The sequence below is a fragment of the Rhizobium sp. RU36D genome (genome assembly GCF_900176345.1).
Classification (GTDB): Bacteria; Pseudomonadota; Alphaproteobacteria; order Rhizobiales; family Rhizobiaceae; genus Allorhizobium.
Map to the genome: position 1 here is coordinate 83,987 of NZ_FWXU01000002.1, position 19,521 is coordinate 103,507.

18 protein-coding genes are annotated in these 19,521 nt (G+C 64.5%); 1 reads left to right on the forward strand and 17 read right to left on the reverse strand.

The annotated features are described in order from the left end of the window. Window positions 1–38 precede the first annotated feature (38 nt). From B9A97_RS03335 to leuC, 12 genes are all read right to left on the reverse strand, one after another. Complete coding sequence (locus B9A97_RS03335; RefSeq protein WP_084363586.1) at window positions 39–647, reverse strand: cysteine hydrolase family protein; 609 nt, start codon at window positions 645–647, stop codon at window positions 39–41. Next, a complete protein-coding gene (locus B9A97_RS03340; protein WP_084363587.1) occupies window positions 647–2,719 on the reverse strand; it encodes a hydantoinase/oxoprolinase family protein in 2,073 nt (690 codons plus the stop codon). The genes B9A97_RS03335 and B9A97_RS03340 overlap by 1 nt, the downstream gene beginning before the upstream one ends. Continuing rightward, window positions 2,716–4,452 (reverse strand): hydantoinase B/oxoprolinase family protein, encoded by a 1,737-nt coding sequence (locus B9A97_RS03345; RefSeq protein WP_084363588.1) that lies wholly within the window; start codon window positions 4,450–4,452, stop codon window positions 2,716–2,718. The genes B9A97_RS03340 and B9A97_RS03345 overlap by 4 nt, the downstream gene beginning before the upstream one ends. Then, on the reverse strand, window positions 4,449–5,366 hold the full coding sequence (locus B9A97_RS03350) for an isocitrate lyase/PEP mutase family protein (protein ID WP_084363589.1): 918 nt from the start codon (window positions 5,364–5,366) through the stop codon (window positions 4,449–4,451). The genes B9A97_RS03345 and B9A97_RS03350 overlap by 4 nt, the downstream gene beginning before the upstream one ends. 188 nt (window positions 5,367–5,554) lie before the next feature. Further along, a complete protein-coding gene (locus tag B9A97_RS03355; protein WP_084363590.1) occupies window positions 5,555–6,253 on the reverse strand; it encodes an ABC transporter ATP-binding protein in 699 nt (232 codons plus the stop codon). Further along, complete coding sequence (locus B9A97_RS03360; protein ID WP_084363812.1) at window positions 6,246–6,992, reverse strand: ABC transporter ATP-binding protein; 747 nt, start codon at window positions 6,990–6,992, stop codon at window positions 6,246–6,248. Before B9A97_RS03360 ends, B9A97_RS03355 begins: the two co-directional genes overlap by 8 nt. After that, window positions 6,992–7,960: a branched-chain amino acid ABC transporter permease gene (locus B9A97_RS03365; protein WP_084363591.1), complete on the reverse strand. Its 969-nt coding sequence runs from the start codon at window positions 7,958–7,960 to the stop codon at window positions 6,992–6,994. The genes B9A97_RS03360 and B9A97_RS03365 overlap by 1 nt, the downstream gene beginning before the upstream one ends. Beyond that, entirely contained in the window at window positions 7,957–8,829 is an 873-nt protein-coding gene (locus B9A97_RS03370) for a branched-chain amino acid ABC transporter permease (RefSeq protein WP_084363592.1), read from the reverse strand. Before B9A97_RS03370 ends, B9A97_RS03365 begins: the two co-directional genes overlap by 4 nt. 71 nt (window positions 8,830–8,900) lie before the next feature. Further along, the gene (locus tag B9A97_RS03375) at window positions 8,901–10,124 is read right to left on the reverse strand and encodes an ABC transporter substrate-binding protein (protein ID WP_084363593.1); all 1,224 of its coding nucleotides are present in this window, start codon (window positions 10,122–10,124) and stop codon (window positions 8,901–8,903) included. After that, entirely contained in the window at window positions 10,093–10,977 is an 885-nt protein-coding gene (locus B9A97_RS03380; protein ID WP_143530310.1) for a GntR family transcriptional regulator, read from the reverse strand. Before B9A97_RS03380 ends, B9A97_RS03375 begins: the two co-directional genes overlap by 32 nt. A gap of 85 nt (window positions 10,978–11,062) precedes the next feature. Further along, entirely contained in the window at window positions 11,063–11,683 is a 621-nt protein-coding gene (gene leuD, locus B9A97_RS03385) for a 3-isopropylmalate dehydratase small subunit (RefSeq protein WP_084363594.1), read from the reverse strand. Continuing rightward, window positions 11,684–13,129, reverse strand: a complete 1,446-nt coding sequence (leuC, locus tag B9A97_RS03390; RefSeq protein ID WP_143530311.1) for a 3-isopropylmalate dehydratase large subunit — start codon at window positions 13,127–13,129, stop codon at window positions 11,684–11,686. Window positions 13,130–13,263: 134 nt separating this feature from the next. Between leuC and B9A97_RS03395 the strand changes: the two genes are divergently transcribed. After that, window positions 13,264–14,661 (forward strand): FAD-dependent oxidoreductase, encoded by a 1,398-nt coding sequence (locus B9A97_RS03395; protein ID WP_244564114.1) that lies wholly within the window; start codon window positions 13,264–13,266, stop codon window positions 14,659–14,661. 33 nt (window positions 14,662–14,694) lie between these two features. Here the strand turns inward: B9A97_RS03395 and B9A97_RS03400 are convergent, their stop codons facing one another. From B9A97_RS03400 to B9A97_RS03420, 5 genes are read right to left on the reverse strand one after another with little or no spacing between them, the layout of a single operon-like run. Then, the gene (locus B9A97_RS03400) at window positions 14,695–15,093 is read right to left on the reverse strand and encodes a RidA family protein (RefSeq protein WP_244564115.1); all 399 of its coding nucleotides are present in this window, start codon (window positions 15,091–15,093) and stop codon (window positions 14,695–14,697) included. Further along, window positions 15,090–16,091 (reverse strand): ABC transporter ATP-binding protein, encoded by a 1,002-nt coding sequence (locus tag B9A97_RS03405; RefSeq protein WP_084363597.1) that lies wholly within the window; start codon window positions 16,089–16,091, stop codon window positions 15,090–15,092. Before B9A97_RS03405 ends, B9A97_RS03400 begins: the two co-directional genes overlap by 4 nt. Then, window positions 16,091–17,065, reverse strand: a complete 975-nt coding sequence (locus B9A97_RS03410) for an ABC transporter ATP-binding protein (RefSeq protein ID WP_084363598.1) — start codon at window positions 17,063–17,065, stop codon at window positions 16,091–16,093. The genes B9A97_RS03405 and B9A97_RS03410 overlap by 1 nt, the downstream gene beginning before the upstream one ends. Next, complete coding sequence (locus B9A97_RS03415; RefSeq protein WP_084363599.1) at window positions 17,062–18,600, reverse strand: gamma-glutamyltransferase family protein; 1,539 nt, start codon at window positions 18,598–18,600, stop codon at window positions 17,062–17,064. Before B9A97_RS03415 ends, B9A97_RS03410 begins: the two co-directional genes overlap by 4 nt. Beyond that, window positions 18,597–19,517 carry a polysaccharide deacetylase family protein gene (locus B9A97_RS03420; protein ID WP_084363600.1) on the reverse strand — a complete coding sequence of 307 codons (921 nt, stop codon included), beginning with the start codon at window positions 19,515–19,517 and terminating at the stop codon, window positions 18,597–18,599. The genes B9A97_RS03415 and B9A97_RS03420 overlap by 4 nt, the downstream gene beginning before the upstream one ends. Window positions 19,518–19,521: the final 4 nt, after the last annotated feature.

Below are 19,521 nucleotides of genomic sequence, written 5' to 3' on the forward strand. Positions count from 1 at the left end.
CAGTTCTGCCCGCCGCAAGGGCGATATCGTCGCGGGTGTCAGGCTGTTGTCTGCGCCAGCATGTCCGCAATCGTCGCCACGCGGCAGACGGGCTTCAATGCTGCGATGGCCGTCTCGTGCACGTCTGCGGAAAAGGCGGCGCAGCCGTCGGACAGGACGGTCACGTCGAAATCCCGTACATGCGCGTCCCGCACCGTGGAGGCGACGCCGCCATTGGTGACGATGCCGCAGACGATCAGTTTGCGGATGTCGCACTTGCGCAGCACCCATTCCAGCCGCGTCATGTAGAAGGCGGAATAGGCGACTTTCTCGATATTGATATCGGCGGGCGCCAGGCGATCGACGAGGCTGTGCCCCCAGGAGCCGGGGACGAAATCGCCTTTCGCCAGGAAGGGCCGGAGCGCCTTCAGATGCGGCGATATCAGCGGCTCGCCGCCCTTCAGCGGCACCAGCGTGAACTGGGTCGAGATGATCCAGCTGCCGGCAGCCCGCATCTGGTCCGCAAGCGGCGCCAACCGCTCCGGCAGTTCAGCGATCTCCGCCGCGGTCTGCCCCGCCCGGCCGTAAGCGCCGTCGGGATGGAGGAAATCGTTCTGCAGATCGACGATCAGAAGCCCGGTCTGCGCGGCGGATACGGTCTCGTGCATCAGCGCCTCTCGATGATCACATTGCCAAGCTCATCGACCCGTGCCTTGAGATCCGGATCGACCAGGACTGTGGCGTCAGGCTGTTCCAGAATGGCCGGACCTTCGATCTCAGCCCCAACAGGCAGTTCGAGCCGTGCATAGATGGCCGTGTCGTGCCAGGCGCCATTGAACCAGACCGGACGGCTGCCGCGGGCGGCTTTTTCCACCGAGCATTCGGCATCGGGGGCGAGCGCCTTCAGGCTGAAATGCGGGCGACGGCCGATTGCGGCGGTTCGCAGGTTGACGATCTTGGCCTTCAAGCCCGGCAGCAGGCGGCTGAAGGAGGCCCGGTAGGCCGCATCGAAGGCCTCCTGCACGATCTGTCGGGTTACGCCCGAGGTCGCATTCGAAACCGTTACCGGCAGTGGCACCGAGACAGTATGGGTCTGGCCGACATAATGCATGTCGAGTTCGAACAGGATGTCGACGCGATCCATCTGCAGGCCGGCCTCCTCGACGATACGGCCCGCGGCCTCGGCTTCCGCCACCATGCGGGCATCGAGCACGGCCGCATCCAGTTCATCGACGGTCAGGTTTACCGTCTGCACCTGATCGTGGCGGATATCGGCAATGACGCAGCCGAGCGCCGAGGTCACGCCTGGATACCGCGGCACGAGAGCGGCCTGCAGGCCGACATCCTTGATGAGCGCCCCGGCGTGCAGCGCGCCGCCGCCGCCGAAGGGCACGGCAACGAATTTCGCCGGATCGTGTCCGCGTTCGATGGAGACGAGACGGATGGCGCCAGCCATGCGGCCGTCTGCCACGCGAACGATCGCCTCCGCCGCTTCCATCACGCCGAGGCCGCAGGGGCCCGCGACATGCTCAACGATTGCGGCCTTGGCCGCCTCGACGTCGAGCCTCGCCAGCTTGCCACCGATCGGACGCTCCGCATTGATGCGGCCCAGCACGATATTGGCGTCCGTCAGGGTCGGGCGGGTGTTGCCCTGGCCGTAGGCGACGGGGCCTGGCCGGGAACCCGCACTTTCCGGACCGACCTGCAGCAGGCCCCCGGCATCGACATGGGCGATCGATCCGCCGCCGGCACCGATCGTGGTGATCTCGATCATCGGCGTGCGCACGACGAGACCAAAATCGATCGTGGTCTGGGCCGCGAGCGAGGTCTGCCCGTCGACCACCAGGGAGACGTCGAAGGAGGTGCCGCCGAGATCGCCGGTGATGATGTTGGGATAGCCTGCGGCCTTGGAAATCGCCGCGGCCGCAATGACGCCGGCTGCCGGGCCGGACAGCGCGGTGCGGACCGGCAGCCGGCTTGCGGTCTCGGTCGACATGACGCCGCCATTCGACTGGACGATATGGAAGGGGCCGGAAAAGGCCTCGCCTTTCAGCGCATCGCGCAACTTGCCAAGATAACCTCCAACGACAGGCTGGAGATAGGCGTTGAGTGCCGTGGTCGAGGTTCGCTCGAACTCGCGGATTTCCGGCAGGATCTGCGCGGACGAGGCAAGATTGCCGTTCGGCCAGACGGAGCGCGCCGCCTCCAGCGCCGCCAGCTCGTTCACCGGGTTGGCATAGGCATTGATGAAGCAGATGGCGAGGGCCTCAGCGCCGGCCGCGAGCGCCTTCAAGGCGGCGGCGCGAACTTCGTCGGGATCAAGCGCCTCGCGCACGGTTCCATCCGCCAGCACGCGCTCGTTCACCTCGAAACGCATGTCGCGCTCGATGACGGGCGTGAAGTCGCCCCACAGGCCCCAGGTATTCAGCCGGTCGCGGCGGCGCATTTCCAACACGTCGCGAAACCCCTTGGTGGTGATCAGTGCGGTGCGCGCGCCCTTGCGCTCCAGAAGCGCATTGGTGCCGACTGTGGTGCCGTGAACGATGGAGCCGAGATCGGCAATGGCACCGAAGGATTTCAGGCCATCAATAAAGCCGACGGCCTCGTCGCCACGATTGGAGGATACCTTGGCGGTGCGGAATTTGCCGGTCGCTTCCTCGTAGTAGAACAGATCGGTGAAGGTGCCGCCGACATCCACGCCGACGACGGCGCCGTTCAGGCTCTTGATATGGCTGTTCATGCGGCTTTTCCTTCACGCAGTCTGTCGGTCGCCTTGACATCGACCTCACCGTCCTTGGTCACCTCGACGCCGTAAAGCGTGCGGGCATTCTCCCGGCTGACGAAGCCCAGCCGGATATCGCGGGCGACCCTTTCCGGCGGGCGTGTCCAGGGATTGCCGTAACCGCCGCCGCCGGGCGATTCGATGCGCACCTTCTGGCCCGCACGAACCCTGACATCCGTGACCTTGGAGGCAAGCGGCGGCGAGCGTTCGCCCTCGTCGCTCTGCCAGATGAAACGGTTGAGCCCGCCCTCCAGGCCGCCCGCGACGCCCGGTGGGGCATAGACACCGCGTTCGCCAAGCAGGAAGACATCGGCGTCGGTCAGCGTCTCGACTTCGTAGACGGAGCCGACACCGCCGCGGTGGTACCCGGCGCCTGCGGAATCCGGTCGCAGCGCCCACTGGGTGAAGACGACGGGGTACGAGGCTTCCAGGATTTCGGCCGGCGGAATCGTCGCCATGGAAATCGGGTTGTTGGCGTGGTTCAGACCATCGCTTTCCGGATTGCCGCCCAGTCCGCCGCCGAAGAAGGAGAACATCACATAGCGGGAGCCATCGCCGCGATAACCGGCAATCGACAGCGCATTGATCGTGCCGAAGGGCGCGGCCGTTGCCCGGCTCGGATCGGCCTTGGCGAGCGCTCCGAACACGACACCGATGACGCGCAGGATGGTTTCGGTGTAACCGCCGACCGGCTTTGGCGGCTTGACGCCGAGCAGGGTGGTCTCGGAGATCACAAAGGTGATCGGCCGCAGGCATCCGGCATTGGCCGGCACTGATGTGAAGACGTGCTTCAGCGCCACGTAGCAGCAGGCGGCAGCCGTGGAATAGGCGATGTTGAGCGGCCCGGCACAGGGCGCCGAGGAGCGGGAGAAATCCAGCACCATCTCGTCGCCCTTGATGGTGAGGTCGAGCGCGATGGTCAGCCGCTCCGGCGTGATGCCGTCATTGTCGAGATAGTCCTCGAAGCTGTAGGTGCCGTCCGGCAGCGCCCGGATGGCATCGCGCATCATCGCATCCGCCCGGTCGGAGAAGACGTCGAACGCCTGGGCGACTGTGTGGTCGCCATAGGCATCGAGCAGTTCCGACAGCCGCCGTTCGCCGAGATCAAGCGCGTTCAGCTGGCCGTTCAGGTCGCCGTAATTGGAGGTCGGCACACGGGAATTGGCGGCCAGGATGTCGAGGAGGTCGCGGTTCATCACGCCCTTGGACACCAGCTTGACCGGCGGGATGCGCACCCCTTCCTGGAAACTTTCGGTCGCCTTGGCGTTAAACCCGCCCGGCACATTGCCGCCGATATCCAGCCAGTGGCCGACGGAGGCGATCCAGCAATAGAGGGTTCCGCCGCGAAAGACCGGGCGCACCAGCCGGAAATCGTTTAGATGGGTGCCGCCGGCATAGGGGTCGTTGAAAAGATAGGTATCGCCGGGATTGAGGTCCCCATCCACGGCGACCTTGTCGATCACGGCCTTGACGGCAAAGGCCATGGCGCCAACGAAGATCGGCAGGCCGCGGGTGCCCTGCACCAAGGTGGCGCCGGTCTCCGCGTGATAGAGGCCGTGGCAGGCATCGCGCGCTTCGGCAATGATGGGATTGAAGGCCGAACGGTAGAGGGTGGCGTCCATTTCGTCGGCGATCTGCTCCAGACGGCCGTTCAGAATGGCGAGCGTGACCGGATCAAGAGCGCTTTTCATGCGGCGTCGTCCTTCGAATTGCCCTTGGCAGATGAAGCGTGGTCGGTCGCGTCGAACTGCTCGTAGCGACGGCCGAGATCGAGCATTTGCGGCGTACCGATGAGGTCGTTCAGCCGGCCGAAATCGAACATGCGGTTGGAGAAGGGCGTGTTGGTCCCATGCTCTTTCAGCGAGGCGTAGTAGTCCTGAGCGGTGCGGGCCAGCGCCCGCACGATGCCGCCCGGGAAGATGACGATGCTGTAGCCCATCTCTCCCAATTCCGCGGCGGAGAACATCGGCGTGTTGCCGCCCTCCACCATATTGGCCAGCAGCGGTCGGCGGCCGGCAAGGGCGGAGCTGACTGCCGTCAACTGTTCGGCGGAACGCGGCGCCTCGACGAAGAGAATGTCTGCGCCGGCTTCGGCGTAAAGGGCCGCGCGGTCGATTGCCGCTTCCAGCCCCTCGATGGCCACCGCGTCGGTCCGGGCGATGATCAGCGTATCTTCCGAAGCGCGGGCATCGACGGCCGCCTTGACCTTACCGGCCATTTCCTGGGCCGAGACGATGCTCTTATCTTGCAGGTGGCCGCAACGCTTCGGCAGCGTCTGGTCTTCCAGCTGGATGGCGCTGGCGCCGGCCCGTTCGAAGGTTTTCACCGTCCGCTGCACGTTCAGCGCATTGCCATAGCCGTTGTCGGCATCCACGATCAGCGGTGTTTCCACCCGCTGGCGGACCAGGTTTATAACATCGGCGACTTCCGTCATGGAGACGAGACCGATATCAGGTCGACCAAGCCGGGTATAGGCGATGGCGGCGCCGGAGAGATAAAGCGCCGAGAAGTCGGCATCCGTGGCAATGGACGCGGTCAGGGCGTCGAAGACGCCGGGCGCGACGATCGTTCTGCCGTCGGCGATGTAGTTTTTGAGGCTCGTCATGTCTTGTCCTTCATCGCGGGAGCGACCCTTGAGCGGGCACGATCCGGCGGATTGGTCGCGGCCGCGGTGGCCGCGACGGCATTCGATGGGGCATCCGGCGCCCGCCTGCTGACGCGCCAGGCGCTCGCCGGGCGATCAGTGGGATGGAGAGGTGGGAGAAGAGTTTGCGTCATCGCCGATCTGCCCCCTCAAAGCCCGAGATAGGCGCGCTTGAGGTCCGGATCGGCCGCGATCTCCGCCGCGGAGCCGGACATCGTCACAAGCCCGTTCTCGATGATGTAGGCGCGATGGGCGATCTCGAGCGATTGCACGACGTTCTGTTCGACCAGCATGATCGGCAAGCCATCGGCATTCAGTCGCTTCACCAGATCGAACATTTCCTCGACCAGCAGCGGCGACAGGCCGAGCGAGGGTTCGTCGAGGATCAGGAGCTTCGGTTCGGCCATCATGCCGCGGCCGATCGCCAGCATCTGCTGTTCGCCGCCGGAAAGCGTGCCAGCCATCTGCGTCATGCGCTGCCGAAGCTTCGGGAAGGTGTCGTAGACCCGTTCGATATTGCGGGCACGGCCGGCGCGTCCGCGGCGATAGCTTCCAAGCTCCAGGTTTTCCTGCACGCTCATATTGGGGAAGATCTTGCGGCCTTCCGGAACATGGATAAGGCCGGCCTCGACGGCTGCGATCGGTGATCCGCCCAGTCTCCTGCCATCGAAGGTGATGGAGCCGGAGGCGAGGGGCAGCAGACCGGACAGCGCCTTGTTGAGGGTTGTCTTGCCGACGCCATTGGCGCCCAGCACCGCGACGATCTCGCCGCTGGCGACGGAAAGATCGATACCGCGCAGCACTTCGACGCCGCCATACCCGGTGCGGATGTCTTTGACGTCAAGCATGGGCGCCTCCGAGGCTGGCCATGCGGGCCGCAGCACCCTTGCCGAGATAGGCTTCGATGACATTGGGATCATTGCAGACGGAGGCGGGTGTCCCCTCGGCAATCATCTGGCCCTGCGCCAGCACATAGACCTCTTCGCAGAGGTTCATTACGGCTTGCATCACGTGCTCGATCATGAAGATGGTCACGCCATCGTCGCGGATGGCCCGGATGACGGGGATGATGTCGCGGATCTCTGAAGGGTTAAGGCCGGCCAGGACTTCGTCCAGAAGCAGAAGCTTCGGCTCCGTCGCCAGCGCACGGGCCAGTTCCAGCCGCTTGCGCCCGGCGACCGTGAGGCTTGATGCCTGTTGCTCCAGCTCCGCGCCAAGGCCGACCCTTTCGGCGACGGCCCGGGCCTTGGCAATGGCATCATCCGTCTGCGGGTGGCGCAGATAGCTGCCGACCGTGATGTTTTCCAATACGTTCAGCCCCTGAAAGGGTTGGACGATCTGGAAGGTCCTGCTAATGCCCATCTGCGCCCGCTGATGGGGTTGCAGCCCCGTGATGTCACGATCCTGCCAGAGGACCTGTCCAGCCGTCGGCTGCAGGAAGCCGGCAATCACGGCAAAAAGCGTGGTCTTGCCCGCGCCATTCGGCCCGATCAATCCGGTGATCGATCCTTCCCGGACCGACAGTGAGGCCTGGTTGACGGCAGTCAACCCGCCGAAGCGCATGGTGATGGTTTCTGTTCGCAGCATCATATCGCGATCCTCCGGGCAAGGCGCGGCGCAAAGCGGCGCAGCAGGCCGAGCACCCCGCCGGAGGCGAAGGCGACGACGCCGATCAGCACGACGGCAAACACCATCAGGTCGATGCCGGGAATGCGGCCGGCAAAGCTCTTGGTCAACTCGCCCAGGCCATGCAGCGTGAAGGTGCCGATGAGGGGGCCGAGCACCAGCCCACGGCCGCCCACCAGCGGTGCGAGCAGCGCCTCGACCGAGATCCACACGCCAAAGCCGATATTGGCATCGATATAGAGGAAATTCTGCACATAGAGAACGCCGGCGGCAGCCGTCATGGCGCCCGAAAGGCTGATCGCCTTCAGCTTGACGGTGAGCACATCGACACCAAGGGCACGGGCGGCATCCTCATTTTCGCGCACGGCGACGAGATGCGCGCCGAAGCGCGAGCCCGATATGGCCCTGGAGATGACGAGGCCGACGAAGACGAAGGCGAGCGCCAGCCAGAGGAAAGACGCCCGGCTTTCGAACTGCATGTTGGCAAAGCCAGGATCGAGCTTGAGCAGAAGGCCGGCGGCACCGCCGGTCCATTCGGACGCATTGGCGAGGATCCGCATCAGTTCGGCGAAGGCAAGCGTGATCAAGGCAAAATAGGAACCACGAAGGCCGGCCCGAAAACTCAGGAAACCCAGCACGAAGCCGGCGGCACCACCGGCAGCCACGGCGATCACAAAGGCTACCCAGGCATTGAGGCCGAGATGGAATTGCAGCATTCCGGCCGTGTAGCAGCCGACGCCGAAGAACAGCGCATGGCCGAACGATGTCTGGCCCGCCACGCCGCCAAGGATGTTCCAGCCCTGCGCCGCGAGCGTGATGATCAGCGTCGTCACCATGAAGTTGAAGAGGGTGTTGGACGAGGAGACGAGCGGTACGACCGCGAGCGCCGCCGTGACCACGACAATTGGGATATAGCCGCTGAGCTTCATGCCTTTGCTCCGAACAGGCCGGTCGGCTTCAGGAGCAGGACCAGGATGAAGATGACGAATATGCCGATCTGGCCGAGGCTTTCGCCCAGCAGCAGACCGCTGAGGCTTTCCACCACCCCGATCAGCAGACCGCCGATCATGGCACCGGGGATGGAGCCCATGCCGCCGAGCACGACGATGGTAAAGGCGATGTTGACGAAAGCGCCGCCGACGCGTGGATTGACATAGAAGGTCGGCATCAGCAGGCCAGCGGCAACCGCCAGCGCCGCGCAGCCCAGACCGAAGGTCAGCGCATAGACATGGCCGACATCAATGCCCATCAGGCTCGCTCCGAGCTTTTCCTTGGCCACGGCGCGGATCGCCTTGCCGGCATCGGTGCGGCTCATGATGAACCAGAGGAGGGCGGTGACGATGAGCGAGCCGGCAAAGCCGACGAGGCGTGGCGAGGAAATCAGGAATGGCCCCGCTTCGACGATGGAGAAGGAGAAGTCCGAATTGATCGAGCGGGTATCCGAGCCGAAGCTCGCCAACAGCGCGTTTTCAATGAAGATCGACAGACCGAGCGTGATCAGCAGGATGTTGCCGTCGTCTCCCTTGGCTGCGGGTCCGATGATCAGTCGCTGCACGCCATAGCCGAGACCGAAGAACAGGGGGGCCAGCACGAGGATCGACAGATAGGGGTCGATGCCGCCCAGCATGTTCAGCCCCCAGACGGCGAACATGGCGCTGGCCAGGATTGCTCCATGGGCAAAGTTGATGATGTGCAACACGCCGTAGACCAGCGTCAGCCCAAGCGCGATCAGCGCATAGATCGCACCGGTCAGCAGCCCGTTGATCATCGCCTCAATGAGGATGGTAGGGGAATACATCGTCCGTCCGGAAACTTGGGTTGCAGGTGGGCAGATCCCGCCAAAACGGGATCTGCCGCGGCTTGGCAACCTTAGCCGTTGGCCGGGAACATCGGCTTGGCGTCGGCAAAATCTTCCGGATAGACGACCTTGATCTCGCCCTTCTGCACCTGCGTGGACACAGGCGCCGCACCGGTGTTCTGGCCATTGACGAACTTGGTTTCGCCATAGGGCATCAGATGGTCCTTGAAGGTCGAGGCGTTCAGCGCCTCGATGACCTTGCCGCGGTCTGCCGCACCCGCACGTTCCAGCGCATCCGCCAGCAGTGCGACGGAGGAGTAGTTGAGCGGGATGTTGTAGTTGTATGGCTTGCCGGCGGCCTCGACGCGCGCCTGGACGGCCTTCGAGCGTTCGTTGCGTGGATCGTACCAGTGATTGCAGTCCATCACGCCTTCTGCGGCTTCCGGGAACTCGGCGACGAAGCGGCGATTGGAGGCAGCCCCGTTGAGCACGGCATAGACCGCCTTCGGGCGCACGCGCTGCTGCTGCATGGTGCGGGCCAGCAGAACGGTTTCGCCGTAATAGGTGCTGGGGATGATGAGGTCAGGGTTGAGGCTGCGCAGGCGCAGCGTCACGTTGGAGAGGTCGCGCGACGGTGTCGGGACCGAGATCTGCTCCAGGATCTCGAAGCCGTATTTCGGCAGCTCGGTCGCCATCAGCTTGGCAAGGCCCGAACCGAACAGGCCATCCTCATGCACCAGCACAACGGTCTTTGCCGGCTTGCCTGCGGCCTCGTTGATCCGCACGAGATTCTGGATCGCCGCCGCCGTGCAGATGGAGAAGCCCGGCGCAAAACGGAAGGTGTTCTTCAGGCCGCGTCCGGTGATCTGGTCGGACACGCCGACATCCACCAGGTAGGGCAGGTCATAACGGGAGGCAGCCTGCGAGGCGGCGAGGCAGATCGGGCTGGCAAAGCCGCCGACAACAGCGACGACGCCTTCTTCCTGCATGCGCTCGACTTCCTGCGTGCCGGCTTCCGGATTGGAGCGGGCATCGCCGAACACCATCTCCAGCTTGGCGCCGCCCATCGACTTGATGCCGCCGGCCTTGTTGATGTCTTCGATCGCGAGTTCAGCACCCAGGCGGCCATATTCGCCATCCTGCGCCAGCGCGCCGGTCACCGGCTGAAGGATGCCGACCTTGATCGACGCAGGGCCCTGAGCCCGCAGGACAGCAGGTGCAGACAGGGTTGCAAGGGCCGCGGCACCGCCCTTGAGGATGGTTCTACGTGTCAGATTTGTCGTTAGCAGTTTCATGTGTTGTTCTCCTCTTGAGGGGTGGCCGCTTCTCGCGGGCATTCTTCTTGTCGTTATTTTCATTGGCCTCGGTCAGGCCGCGGCTGTCGGCCGCGGTCCAGCGGCGGGCGCCGCTGTCGCCTGTGCGGGCAAGTTCCATGTGGAAGGAATAGCGGTCGGGCCGGTAGAGCGCCTGCAGGTGCTCGATACCGCGGCCGGAGGCCTCGTAGACCACGCGGGTCATGGACAGCAGGGCAGCGCCGATCTCGACATCGAGGGCGGCGGCCACATCAGGGCTTGCCAGCGTCGCGCCGACGATCTGCTGCGCCTTGTCGGCCACCAGGCCGGATCGCTCCAGAAGCTCCAGCAGCGGGGTTGAGGCAAGATCGGCCTCGGAATAGGAAATGCCGATGCGCTCGGGCACATGGGTCACGAGATAGGAAAACGGCTGGCCGTCGATGAGACGCACGCGGATCGACCGCTGCAGCCGCTCGCCGGGCTCCAGCTTCAATTCCTCCGCCAGTGCCGGGGTGGCATTCACATACGAAAACGCAATCAACCGCACGCCGGTCTTGCGGCCCATTTCCACCAGATGCGTCAGAGCATTGGCGAGATCGGCCACGACAGGCATGCGTGCATGCCCGCCGCTGACGAAGGTGCCGGAGCCGGGACGGCGCTCGATCATGCCGTCGCTTGCCAGCTTGTCGAGCGCGCGCCGCACCGTGACCCTAGAAACCCGATGCTCCTGCGCCAGTTGCGGCTCGCTCGGCAGCTTGGCCGAATCCGGAACCTCGCCGCTCAGGATCTGTTCCCGAAGCAGGAGATAGAGCCGGTGGGCCTTCATGGGCTCTGCTGTGGCGGCGACTCGGGTCATCACTTGTCTTTCCTGGAAGACATTTATCTGTCCTATAAAAGATACAGATTTCTGTCTTGTCAATCGGTTTTCTGTTGGCTGGCTGTCATGATTGGTGCGCAATTGGCGCAAGCCATGGACGGGTGAGGCTATCCTGCGCTTGAAAGGCCTCAACGGCCGCGGAATGACTGAGCGTCAGGTCGATGTCGTCCCAGCCGTTCAGCAGCTTCGTGCGCCAGACGGGATCGATGCGGAACGGAATGACCAGGTTTGCAGCCCGGATCTCGCAGGTTTCGAGATCGACCCGGGCGGTGCCATCGCCGTCTTCCAGGCCGGCCAGCAGCGCCTCGCAATCGTCCTCCGAGACTGTTGCCGGCAACAGGCCGTTGTTAACAGCATTGCTGGCGAAGATATCGCCGAAGGACGGGGCGATGACGCAGGCAAAACCATAATCCGCCAGCGCATAGACCGCCGCCTCCCGCGAGGAGCCGCTGCCGAAATTGCGCCGGGTCACCAGGATCCTCGCGCCCTGCCAACGCGGCGCATTGAGCGGGCAATCCGGCTTCGGTTGGCCGTTCTCGTCGAAACGCAGGTCGTGCAGCAGGTAGTCGCCATAGCCATCGGCACGCGAGCGCTTCATGAAGCGCGCGGGGATCAGCTGATCGGTGTCGATGCCGGAAAGCGGTAGCGGACAGGCAATCGCCTCGAGATTTTTGAAGGCGTCCATTCACTGCTCTCCCGCAAGGCCGGTTTCGCGGCCCGCAAGCAGCGGGCGCATGTCGGTCAGGTGACCCGTTATGGCGGCCGCCGCGGCCATGGCCGGCGACATCAGGTGGGTGCGGCTTCCCGGCCCCTGGCGCCCGCGGAAATTCCGGTTGGTGGTGGAGGCACAACGTTCGCCTGGCGGCACCAGGTCGCCGTTCATGCCGACGCACATCGAACAGCCCGCATCGACCCATTCGAGTCCCGCATCGATGAAAATGCGGTGCAGGCCTTCCTCTTCCGCCTGCCGCTTGACGACGGCCGAACCGGGCGACACGAGGCCCGGCACGCGGGCCCGCCGTCCGGCCAGAACGGCGGCCGCTGCGCGCAGATCCTCGATGCGGCTATTGGTGCAGGAGCCGATGAAGACCCGGTCCACCGCGATCTCCGTCAGCGGCTGGCCAGGGCGGATTCCCATGTAATCAAGGGCTTCGCGCACATGGGCGGCCCGTGCCGGATCAGTCATCCGGTCCGGGTCCGGCGCGCTGGCGGTGATCGGGGCGGCATCTTCCGGACTGATGCCCCAGGTCACGATGGGTGCGATTGCGCCGGCGTCGAGCACGACTTCCCGGTCAAACACCGCGTCGTCATCGCCGCACAGCGCTGCCCAATCCTCGACCGCCTGATCGAACATCGCGCCGACAGGCGCATAGGTGCGGTCCTTCAGATAGGTGAAGGTGGTCTGGTCCGGTGCGATCATGCCGCAGCGTCCGCCGGCTTCGATGGACAGGTTGCACAACGTCAGCCGGCCTTCCATCGTGAGGGCACGGACGGCGCTGCCGGCATATTCGATCGCATGGCCAGCGGCCCCATCGGCGCCGATGGTGGCGATGATCGACAGAGCCATGTCCTTGGCAAACACGCCGGGCGGAAGCTGGCCTTCGACACGAATGCGCATGCGCTTCGGCTTCTTCTGCCACAGCGTCTGGGTCATCAGCACATGCGCAACTTCGGAGGCGCCGATGCCGAAGGCGATGGCCCCGAAAGCACCATGGGTTGCCGTGTGGCTGTCGCCACAGACGATGGTCAGTCCCGGCAGTGTCAAGCCCTGCTCAGGCCCCAGAACATGCACGATGCCCTGTGCCGGATCGGACAAGCCAAAGAGGCGAAGGTTGTGTGCTGCCGTGTTGTCCCGCAACTGGCGGATCATTTTCGCGATTGCCGGATCGATCGCGGTGAGGTCCCGCGTGCGCGTCGGCACGTAATGATCCTCGATGCCGAAGGTGAGATCCGGGCGCGAAACGCGTGCGCCCCGGGCTTTCAGCTTGTCGAAGGCGTGAAACGAGCCCTCATGCAGCAGGTGGCGATCGATGAAGAGAAGACATTGTCCGTCTTCCCGCGCTGTCACGACATGCTGATCGAACACCTTGTCGAACAGGGTCCTCGGACCCGCCTCGGTTCTAAATCCCATTCCCGTCTTCCTCGCTCGGTGCCGGAATTTAGGCATGGGCGCGGGCGGAAATCAAATGTTGTTTTAAAAATAATACAGCTTATTGTTTCTTCAAAACGGCAGATAACTGTCTGGTGCGGGGAATGGAGCCAAGCGTGTCTCAGTGTGTTCGTGTTGCGGAAAAAGCCTTCGATTATCGTGTGCCGCTTGTGGTCATCGGGGCGGGGGCGGCGGGCCTCGTGGCGGCGTTGTCTGCCCATGAGGCGGGCGAGGAGGTCCTCGTTCTGGAGCGCGATCCGCTACCGCGCGGTTCCACGGCCCTGTCGGCTGGGCTCATTCCGGCGGCTGCGACACGCTGGCAGAATGCAGCCGGCATTGTCGATACGGCAGAGCTGTTCGCGGGCGACATTCTGCGCAAGGCGCATGGGGAACCGGATGCCGTGATCGTGGATCATGTCGCGCGCAGCGCCGGACCGGTGCTCGAATGGCTGGCCGATCGTCACGGCCTGAATTTCTCGGTGATCGAAGATTTCAGTTACCCGGGTCATTCGGCGCGCCGCATGCACGGGCTTGCCTCGCGCTCCGGCGAGGAATTGATCGATGCCCTGCGCGCCGCGGCGGAGACCTGCGAGATCCCTGTCATCTGCGACGCGCATGTGACGACGCTGTTCGCCGATGATACGGACCGTGTTCTCGGTCTTGCCTTCGCGCGCCCCGATGGCAGCATCGAGGAGATCGGCTGCGATCGGCTGATCCTTGCCTGCAACGGCTATGGCGGCAATCGGGCGCTGGTGGCGCAGCACATTCCGTCGCTTTCGGACGCCACCTATTTCGGTCATGCGGGTAACCAGGGCGATGCGCTGTTGTGGGGTCAGGCACTCGGTGCGGCGACCCGCCATCTGAATGGCCATCAGGGCCACGGATCGGTCGCCCATCCCGCCGGCATCCTGATTTCCTGGGCAACGATCACCGAGGGCGGCTTCCAGGTCAACATCCGTGGTGAACGTTTCTCCAATGAAGCCAAGGGCTATTCGGAACAGGCGGCAGAGGTGCTCAAGCAGCCTGAAGGCATTGCCTGGAGCGTGTTCGACGCGCGCATTGCCGGCATCACCCGGCAGTTCGAAGATTTCCGCCGCGCCGAAGCGATGGGCGCCGTCGTCACCGCGGAAAGCCCGGCTGACCTGGCCGCCCGCATCAACGTGCCCGAAGACGGGCTTGTCAGCACCTGCGCGCAGGTGGAGGCCTGCAAGCGAGGCGAGGCGTCCGACCCCTTTGCCCGTGACTTTTCCGGCTCTCAGCCGCTGGCCGCACCCTTCTGCGCCGTGCGTGTCACCGGCGCCCTGTTCCACACCCAGGGCGGTCTGGTGATCGACACCCGCGCCCGCGTTCTGCGTCCCGATGGCAGCGCCTTGCCGAACCTCTATGCGGCAGGCGGCGCCGCCTGCGGCGTTTCCGGCAATGACGCATCGGGCTACCTCTCCGGCAACGGACTTTTGACCGCCGTCACCCTGGGCAGAACCGCTGGTGCGGCCAAAATTAACGGCGATGAGTGAGGCTAATTTGCCGGACGGATCGTCGCAAGCACGCTATGCGGCTGCAATCGCCTCGATTTCCAGCAGCCAGGCTGGATCGTAGAGGTCGGTGATGATGGTCGAGAGTGCGGGGCGATGATCGCCCAGCACTTCGAACCTGACCCTGGCATTGATGTCCCGGTCCTCATAGCGCTTGAGGAAGACCGTGACCTTGACCAGGTTGGCGACGTCCATGCCGCCAGCCTGGAGTTGGGCGATGAGGTTGGCCCAGCACAGCCGCACCTGCCCCTCGGCGTCATCCGGCACGCGTCCCTCCCGGTCGGCCGGGATCTGGCCGCTGATGAACAGCAGCCTCTGGTGGCCGCTGAGGGAAACGGCCTGCGAATAGCGTCGGTGAGCCGATTGCGGGGCGTTCTCGGCGTTGACGGTTGAGATCTTGAGGTCGGTATTCACGGCGCATTGACCTTCATCTTCTGACCCATTGGAGCGCGAACATGGCAGGCGGCCATCTGGCCTCCGCCCATGTCGACTAGGGGTGGCGGCGTGTGGCGGCAGATCTCCTCGGCCAGCGGGCAGCGCGTGACGAAGGCACAGCCCTTGGGCGGATTGGCCGGGCTCGGCAGATCCCCTGACAGCACGATGCGCTTGCGGGCCCGCTGCGCCACGGGATCGGGCAGCGGCACAGCCGAGAGCAAGGCCTCGGTATAGGGATGAACAGGCCGGGAAAACACAATGTCAGTTGGACCGGTTTCAACCAGTCTGCCGAGATACATCACCGCAACCCGATCGGCGAAGTGCCGCACGACGGAAAGGTCATGGCTGATTAACAGGTAGGACAGGCCGAAGCGGCGCTGCAATTCCAGGAGCAGGTTCAGGATCTGTGAGCGGATCGAGACATCGAGCGCCGAAACCGGCTCGTCGAGAATCAGGAGCTTGGGCCTGAGCGCCAGCGCCCGGGCGATGACGATGCGCTGCCGCTGTCCGCCGGAAAAGGCGCTGGGCTGGCGTGTCGCATGCTCCGGGTGAAGTCCGACCAGCCCGAGCAATTCGGCAACCCGCCTGTCGCGCTCTGCCTTGTCCGCACCATGGATCGCCAGCGGCTCGGCAATGCTCTCGCCGATCGACATTTTCGGGTTGAGCGCCGAGACCGGATCCTGAAACACCGTCTGGATATCGCGGGCGAGGCGCTTGCGGGTTTTCGCCTCGGTGTGTCGCACCTCCTCGCCATCGAAGAGGATGCGTCCCGATGTCGGGATCTGCATGCCGAGGATCGCGGCGCCGAAGGTCGACTTGCCGCAGCCGCTTTCGCCCACCAGGGCGACGCTCTCGCCTTCGCCGATGTCGAGGTCGACCCCGTCGACCGCCTTCACCACACGGAGGTCGCGGCCGAACAGGCCGCTGCGGATCGGGAAATGCACTTTCAGGTCGCGGATGGAGAGAAGCGGCTTCATCAGATCAGCGTCTCCACACGGTCGGAATGCCAGCAGGCGGCCTGTCCGACATCCGGACGCGGCGTAAGAGGCGGGTCCTGGCGGCTGCAATGGTCCGTCGCGAGCGGGCAGCGCGGCCGGAACCGACAGCCCTCCGGCCAGTTGCCGATATCGGGCACCGTGCCTTCGATGACCGGAAGGATCGTCTTCGGCGCACCGTCGAGCCGCGGAATGGTGGACAGCAACAGCTTGGTATAGGGGTGGCGCTGGCGTGAGAACAGCGCGTCTACCGGCGCTTCCTCGACAATGCGGCCGGAATACATGACTGCGACGCGGTCTGCCATGTCGGCCACGACGCCCATGTCGTGGGTGATCAGCAGGATCGCCGTGCCGGTCTCGTCGCGCAGCCGCTTCATCAGGTCGAGGATCTGCGCCTGGATGGTGACGTCGAGCGCCGTGGTCGGCTCGTCGGCGATCAGCAGCTTCGGCCGACAGATCAGCGCCATGGCAATCATGGCGCGCTGGCACATGCCGCCCGACAGCTCGAAGGGATGCTGCTTGTAGCGCAGATGCGGTTCGGGAATGCCGACTTCTTCCAGCATGGCGATGGCCGCCTTCTTGGCCTCCGCCGCCGAGACGCCGCGATGCACCACCAGGCTCTCCTCGATCTGGCGCCCGATGGGCATCAGCGGATTGAGGGAGGCGACCGGCTCCTGGAAGATCATGGCCAGTTCCGAGCCGCGCATGCGCCGGCGTTCTTCCTCCCGGATCTGTGCGAGATCCGTTGCGCCGAGCCGGACCGAGCCGCCATCGATGCGCGCGACCTTGGGCAGCAGTCCCATGATGGCAAACGCGGTCATCGACTTGCCGCAGCCGGATTCGCCGACCAGGGAGACGATTTCCCCCGCGCCGATCTCGATCGACACGCCGTCGACGACGGTATTGCCGCGAATGGAAACTGCGAGATTGCGCACCGAGAGGACAGGGGAGGTCATCGCTCTTCCTTCGCCGTGGCAGCCCAGGGATGGTTCGGATGGGTCATGCCGACAAACCCGTCGGTATCGCGCATGACCGCCGAAGGTATGGCGAAATTGACGGGGTAGAGCGTATCTTCCAAAATCTCGACCGGGAATTCGGCGGAGAGTCGGCTCGCGACATCGGCTCCGGCACGGGCATCGACCAGGATCGTAACGCCGCTGGCATCGATGCGCGGGCTCATGAAGGCCTGCTGTGGTGACAGGCCGAAACAGGCCATGTAGGACAGCAGTTGCACCACCGCCGGCATGATCTGCCGTCCGCCGGCCGCACCTAGCGCCAGATAGGGCATGCCATCGCGCTTGGCGATGATGGGGCACATATTGGCGAGCGGTCGCACGCCAGGCGCAATCGAATTCGGCTGGCCGGGACGCGGATCAAACCACATCACGCCGTTGTTCATCAGGAAACCGGTCTGCGGCAGAACGACCTTGGAGCCGAAGCGTGAGAGAAGGGTATTCGTCAAAGACACCATCGTTCCAGCGGAATCCACCACACTGACATGGGTCGTGCAGCTGGCGCCGCCTGCATGGCCCAGCGTCCGCAGCCGGTGCTCGGAGGCGCGGCGAAGGGCGCGGGCAAAGGCAAGCGCCGTCTTGCCGGAATGGGGATCCTCGGCCGGCAGTGTCTTGTCCAGTTCGTCAAGCGCCGCCATCATGGTCGGGCCGCCGGAAAACCCGCCCATGGCGTGGATATCAAGGCCTCGATAGGACTGATGCAGCGGTGCGCGCCAGGTGGGGTAGTAGGAGGCGAGATCCCGCGCATCGATCACGGAGCCGCCATCCTGCAGATCCGCGACCAGCTTGGCCGCCGTTTCGCCCTCGTAGAAATCACGTGCGCCGGCACGGGCCAGGCGCTCCAGCATGGCCGCCTTGGCCGGCATGGGAATATAAGCCTTGGCGCCGCGCTCCGGGGCACGCGGGGCGCGGCCATCGACCAGGAAGAGGGCCGAAGATGCCGGAAAGCGCGCCAGCCCGGCCGCATCGATCGCCAGCGCCAGAACCGTGAACCAGTCGAGCACCGCGCCGCGATGGGCATGCTCGATGGCGGGTTGCAGGGCCTCTTCCCAGCTCAAGGTCCCGAACTTGTCCAGGGCCTCGGCAAGGCCCGCTATCGTGCCGGGCGTGCAGATCGATCCGTAGCCAATGAGGTTTCGGTCATCGGCGACGGAGGGCCAGTCGAACCAGTCGCCATCGCGACCCGCCACCAGAGGGTAATCTGCCGGATCAAGACCTCGGGGCGAGACGACGTTGAAATCGAGCGTATCGACAGCGCCTTCCGCATCGGCGCGCAGCATGAAGCCGCCGCCGCCGATGCCCGACAACCACGGTTCGACAACGCTGAGGACCAGCGTGGTGACGATGGCGGCATCCACTGCATTGCCGCCGCGCGCAAGCACGCTTGCTCCTGCCTCGGCTGCCAGCCCGTTCTGACAGGCCACAAGCCCCTTGCGGCTGCGCGTCTCGCCCTTGCCTATGGTCCAGCTTTCACTCATGCCTTGGTTCCAAATCGGCGCGGCCCGATGGCCGCGGGGATTGCCGCTGCGACCGCAAAGCGCCCTTTATTGCTTGATGTCTGATGATGCTGCGCAATCTCGGCGGCCGTCGCCACCCAGGTGTCCTGCGCCCCGGCGATATCCTGCAGAAGGTCCTCCAGCAGGGCAATTCGCTGGGCGCGACCGGAGATCCAGTCATGGACCGTCAGCGTGAAGAGACCCCCGAAGCGGTGCAAGGTGCGCCACTCCGCTCTCCAGTCTTCCAGCACCATGCGACCCGATTGCATCGGAAACCGGTCGCGCCCACCGCCCTCGAACTTGAAGAAAATGGCATCGTCCACCGCCCATTGCACGGGGATCTCGGTCAGCCCGTCGATCTCATAGGGATGGTCGAAGCCGGAAAGCGAACTGTCATAGGTGAGACCGAGGCGCTTGATCTCGGCCAGCATATGCGGCGTCATCTCCCAGGCGGGCGAGCGGAAGCCCACCGGCTTCGTGCCCGTCTGTCGGACAAATAGCTCGAGGCTGGCCTCCAGCGCCCCCGTGAACTCGTCGTCAGACACCTCCGACACGATTTCATGGAAATAGCCGTGAAGGCCGATTTCGTGTCCCTGCTTGAGAAGCAGCGGCAGCATGTCGGGATGTTGCTCGGCAACATGGGCCGGCACATAGAAGCTCGCCTTGAAATCGAAGCGTGCGAATAGCTCGACCAGGCGCCAGAGGCCGGTGCGCGGTCCGAAATTGCGGATTTCATGGATGCCGAGCCGCTGGGGCGCGTCGTTGCCGAGCGACCAGAGAAGCGGGGAATTGGCATCGACATCGACGGACAGCAGCACGGCAGACCGCTTGCCCTCAGGCCAGGCATAGGCCGGAAAGGTGGACAGCGGTGCTGCGGGGTCCGGGGTGTGATCGGTCATATCG

What these genes read in the sequence shown, in the direction of transcription:
- B9A97_RS03335 (WP_084363586.1), bottom strand. Translation starts at nt 647, where the DNA reads ATGCACGAGACCGTATCCGCCGCGCAGACCGGGCTTCTGATCGTCGAT.
- B9A97_RS03340 (WP_084363587.1), bottom strand. Translation starts at nt 2,719, where the DNA reads ATGAACAGCCATATCAAGAGCCTGAACGGCGCCGTCGTCGGCGTGGAT.
- B9A97_RS03345 (WP_084363588.1), bottom strand. Translation starts at nt 4,452, where the DNA reads ATGAAAAGCGCTCTTGATCCGGTCACGCTCGCCATTCTGAACGGCCGT.
- B9A97_RS03350 (WP_084363589.1), bottom strand. Translation starts at nt 5,366, where the DNA reads ATGACGAGCCTCAAAAACTACATCGCCGACGGCAGAACGATCGTCGCG.
- B9A97_RS03355 (WP_084363590.1), bottom strand. Translation starts at nt 6,253, where the DNA reads ATGCTTGACGTCAAAGACATCCGCACCGGGTATGGCGGCGTCGAAGTG.
- B9A97_RS03360 (WP_084363812.1), bottom strand. Translation starts at nt 6,992, where the DNA reads ATGCTGCGAACAGAAACCATCACCATGCGCTTCGGCGGGTTGACTGCC.
- B9A97_RS03365 (WP_084363591.1), bottom strand. Translation starts at nt 7,960, where the DNA reads ATGAAGCTCAGCGGCTATATCCCAATTGTCGTGGTCACGGCGGCGCTC.
- B9A97_RS03370 (WP_084363592.1), bottom strand. Translation starts at nt 8,829, where the DNA reads ATGTATTCCCCTACCATCCTCATTGAGGCGATGATCAACGGGCTGCTG.
- B9A97_RS03375 (WP_084363593.1), bottom strand. Translation starts at nt 10,124, where the DNA reads ATGAAACTGCTAACGACAAATCTGACACGTAGAACCATCCTCAAGGGC.
- B9A97_RS03380 (WP_143530310.1), bottom strand. Translation starts at nt 10,977, where the DNA reads ATGACCCGAGTCGCCGCCACAGCAGAGCCCATGAAGGCCCACCGGCTC.
- leuD (WP_084363594.1), bottom strand. Translation starts at nt 11,683, where the DNA reads ATGGACGCCTTCAAAAATCTCGAGGCGATTGCCTGTCCGCTACCGCTT.
- leuC (WP_143530311.1), bottom strand. Translation starts at nt 13,129, where the DNA reads ATGGGATTTAGAACCGAGGCGGGTCCGAGGACCCTGTTCGACAAGGTG.
- B9A97_RS03405 (WP_084363597.1), bottom strand. Translation starts at nt 16,091, where the DNA reads ATGAAGCCGCTTCTCTCCATCCGCGACCTGAAAGTGCATTTCCCGATC.
- B9A97_RS03410 (WP_084363598.1), bottom strand. Translation starts at nt 17,065, where the DNA reads ATGACCTCCCCTGTCCTCTCGGTGCGCAATCTCGCAGTTTCCATTCGC.
- B9A97_RS03415 (WP_084363599.1), bottom strand. Translation starts at nt 18,600, where the DNA reads ATGAGTGAAAGCTGGACCATAGGCAAGGGCGAGACGCGCAGCCGCAAG.
- B9A97_RS03420 (WP_084363600.1), bottom strand. Translation starts at nt 19,517, where the DNA reads ATGACCGATCACACCCCGGACCCCGCAGCACCGCTGTCCACCTTTCCG.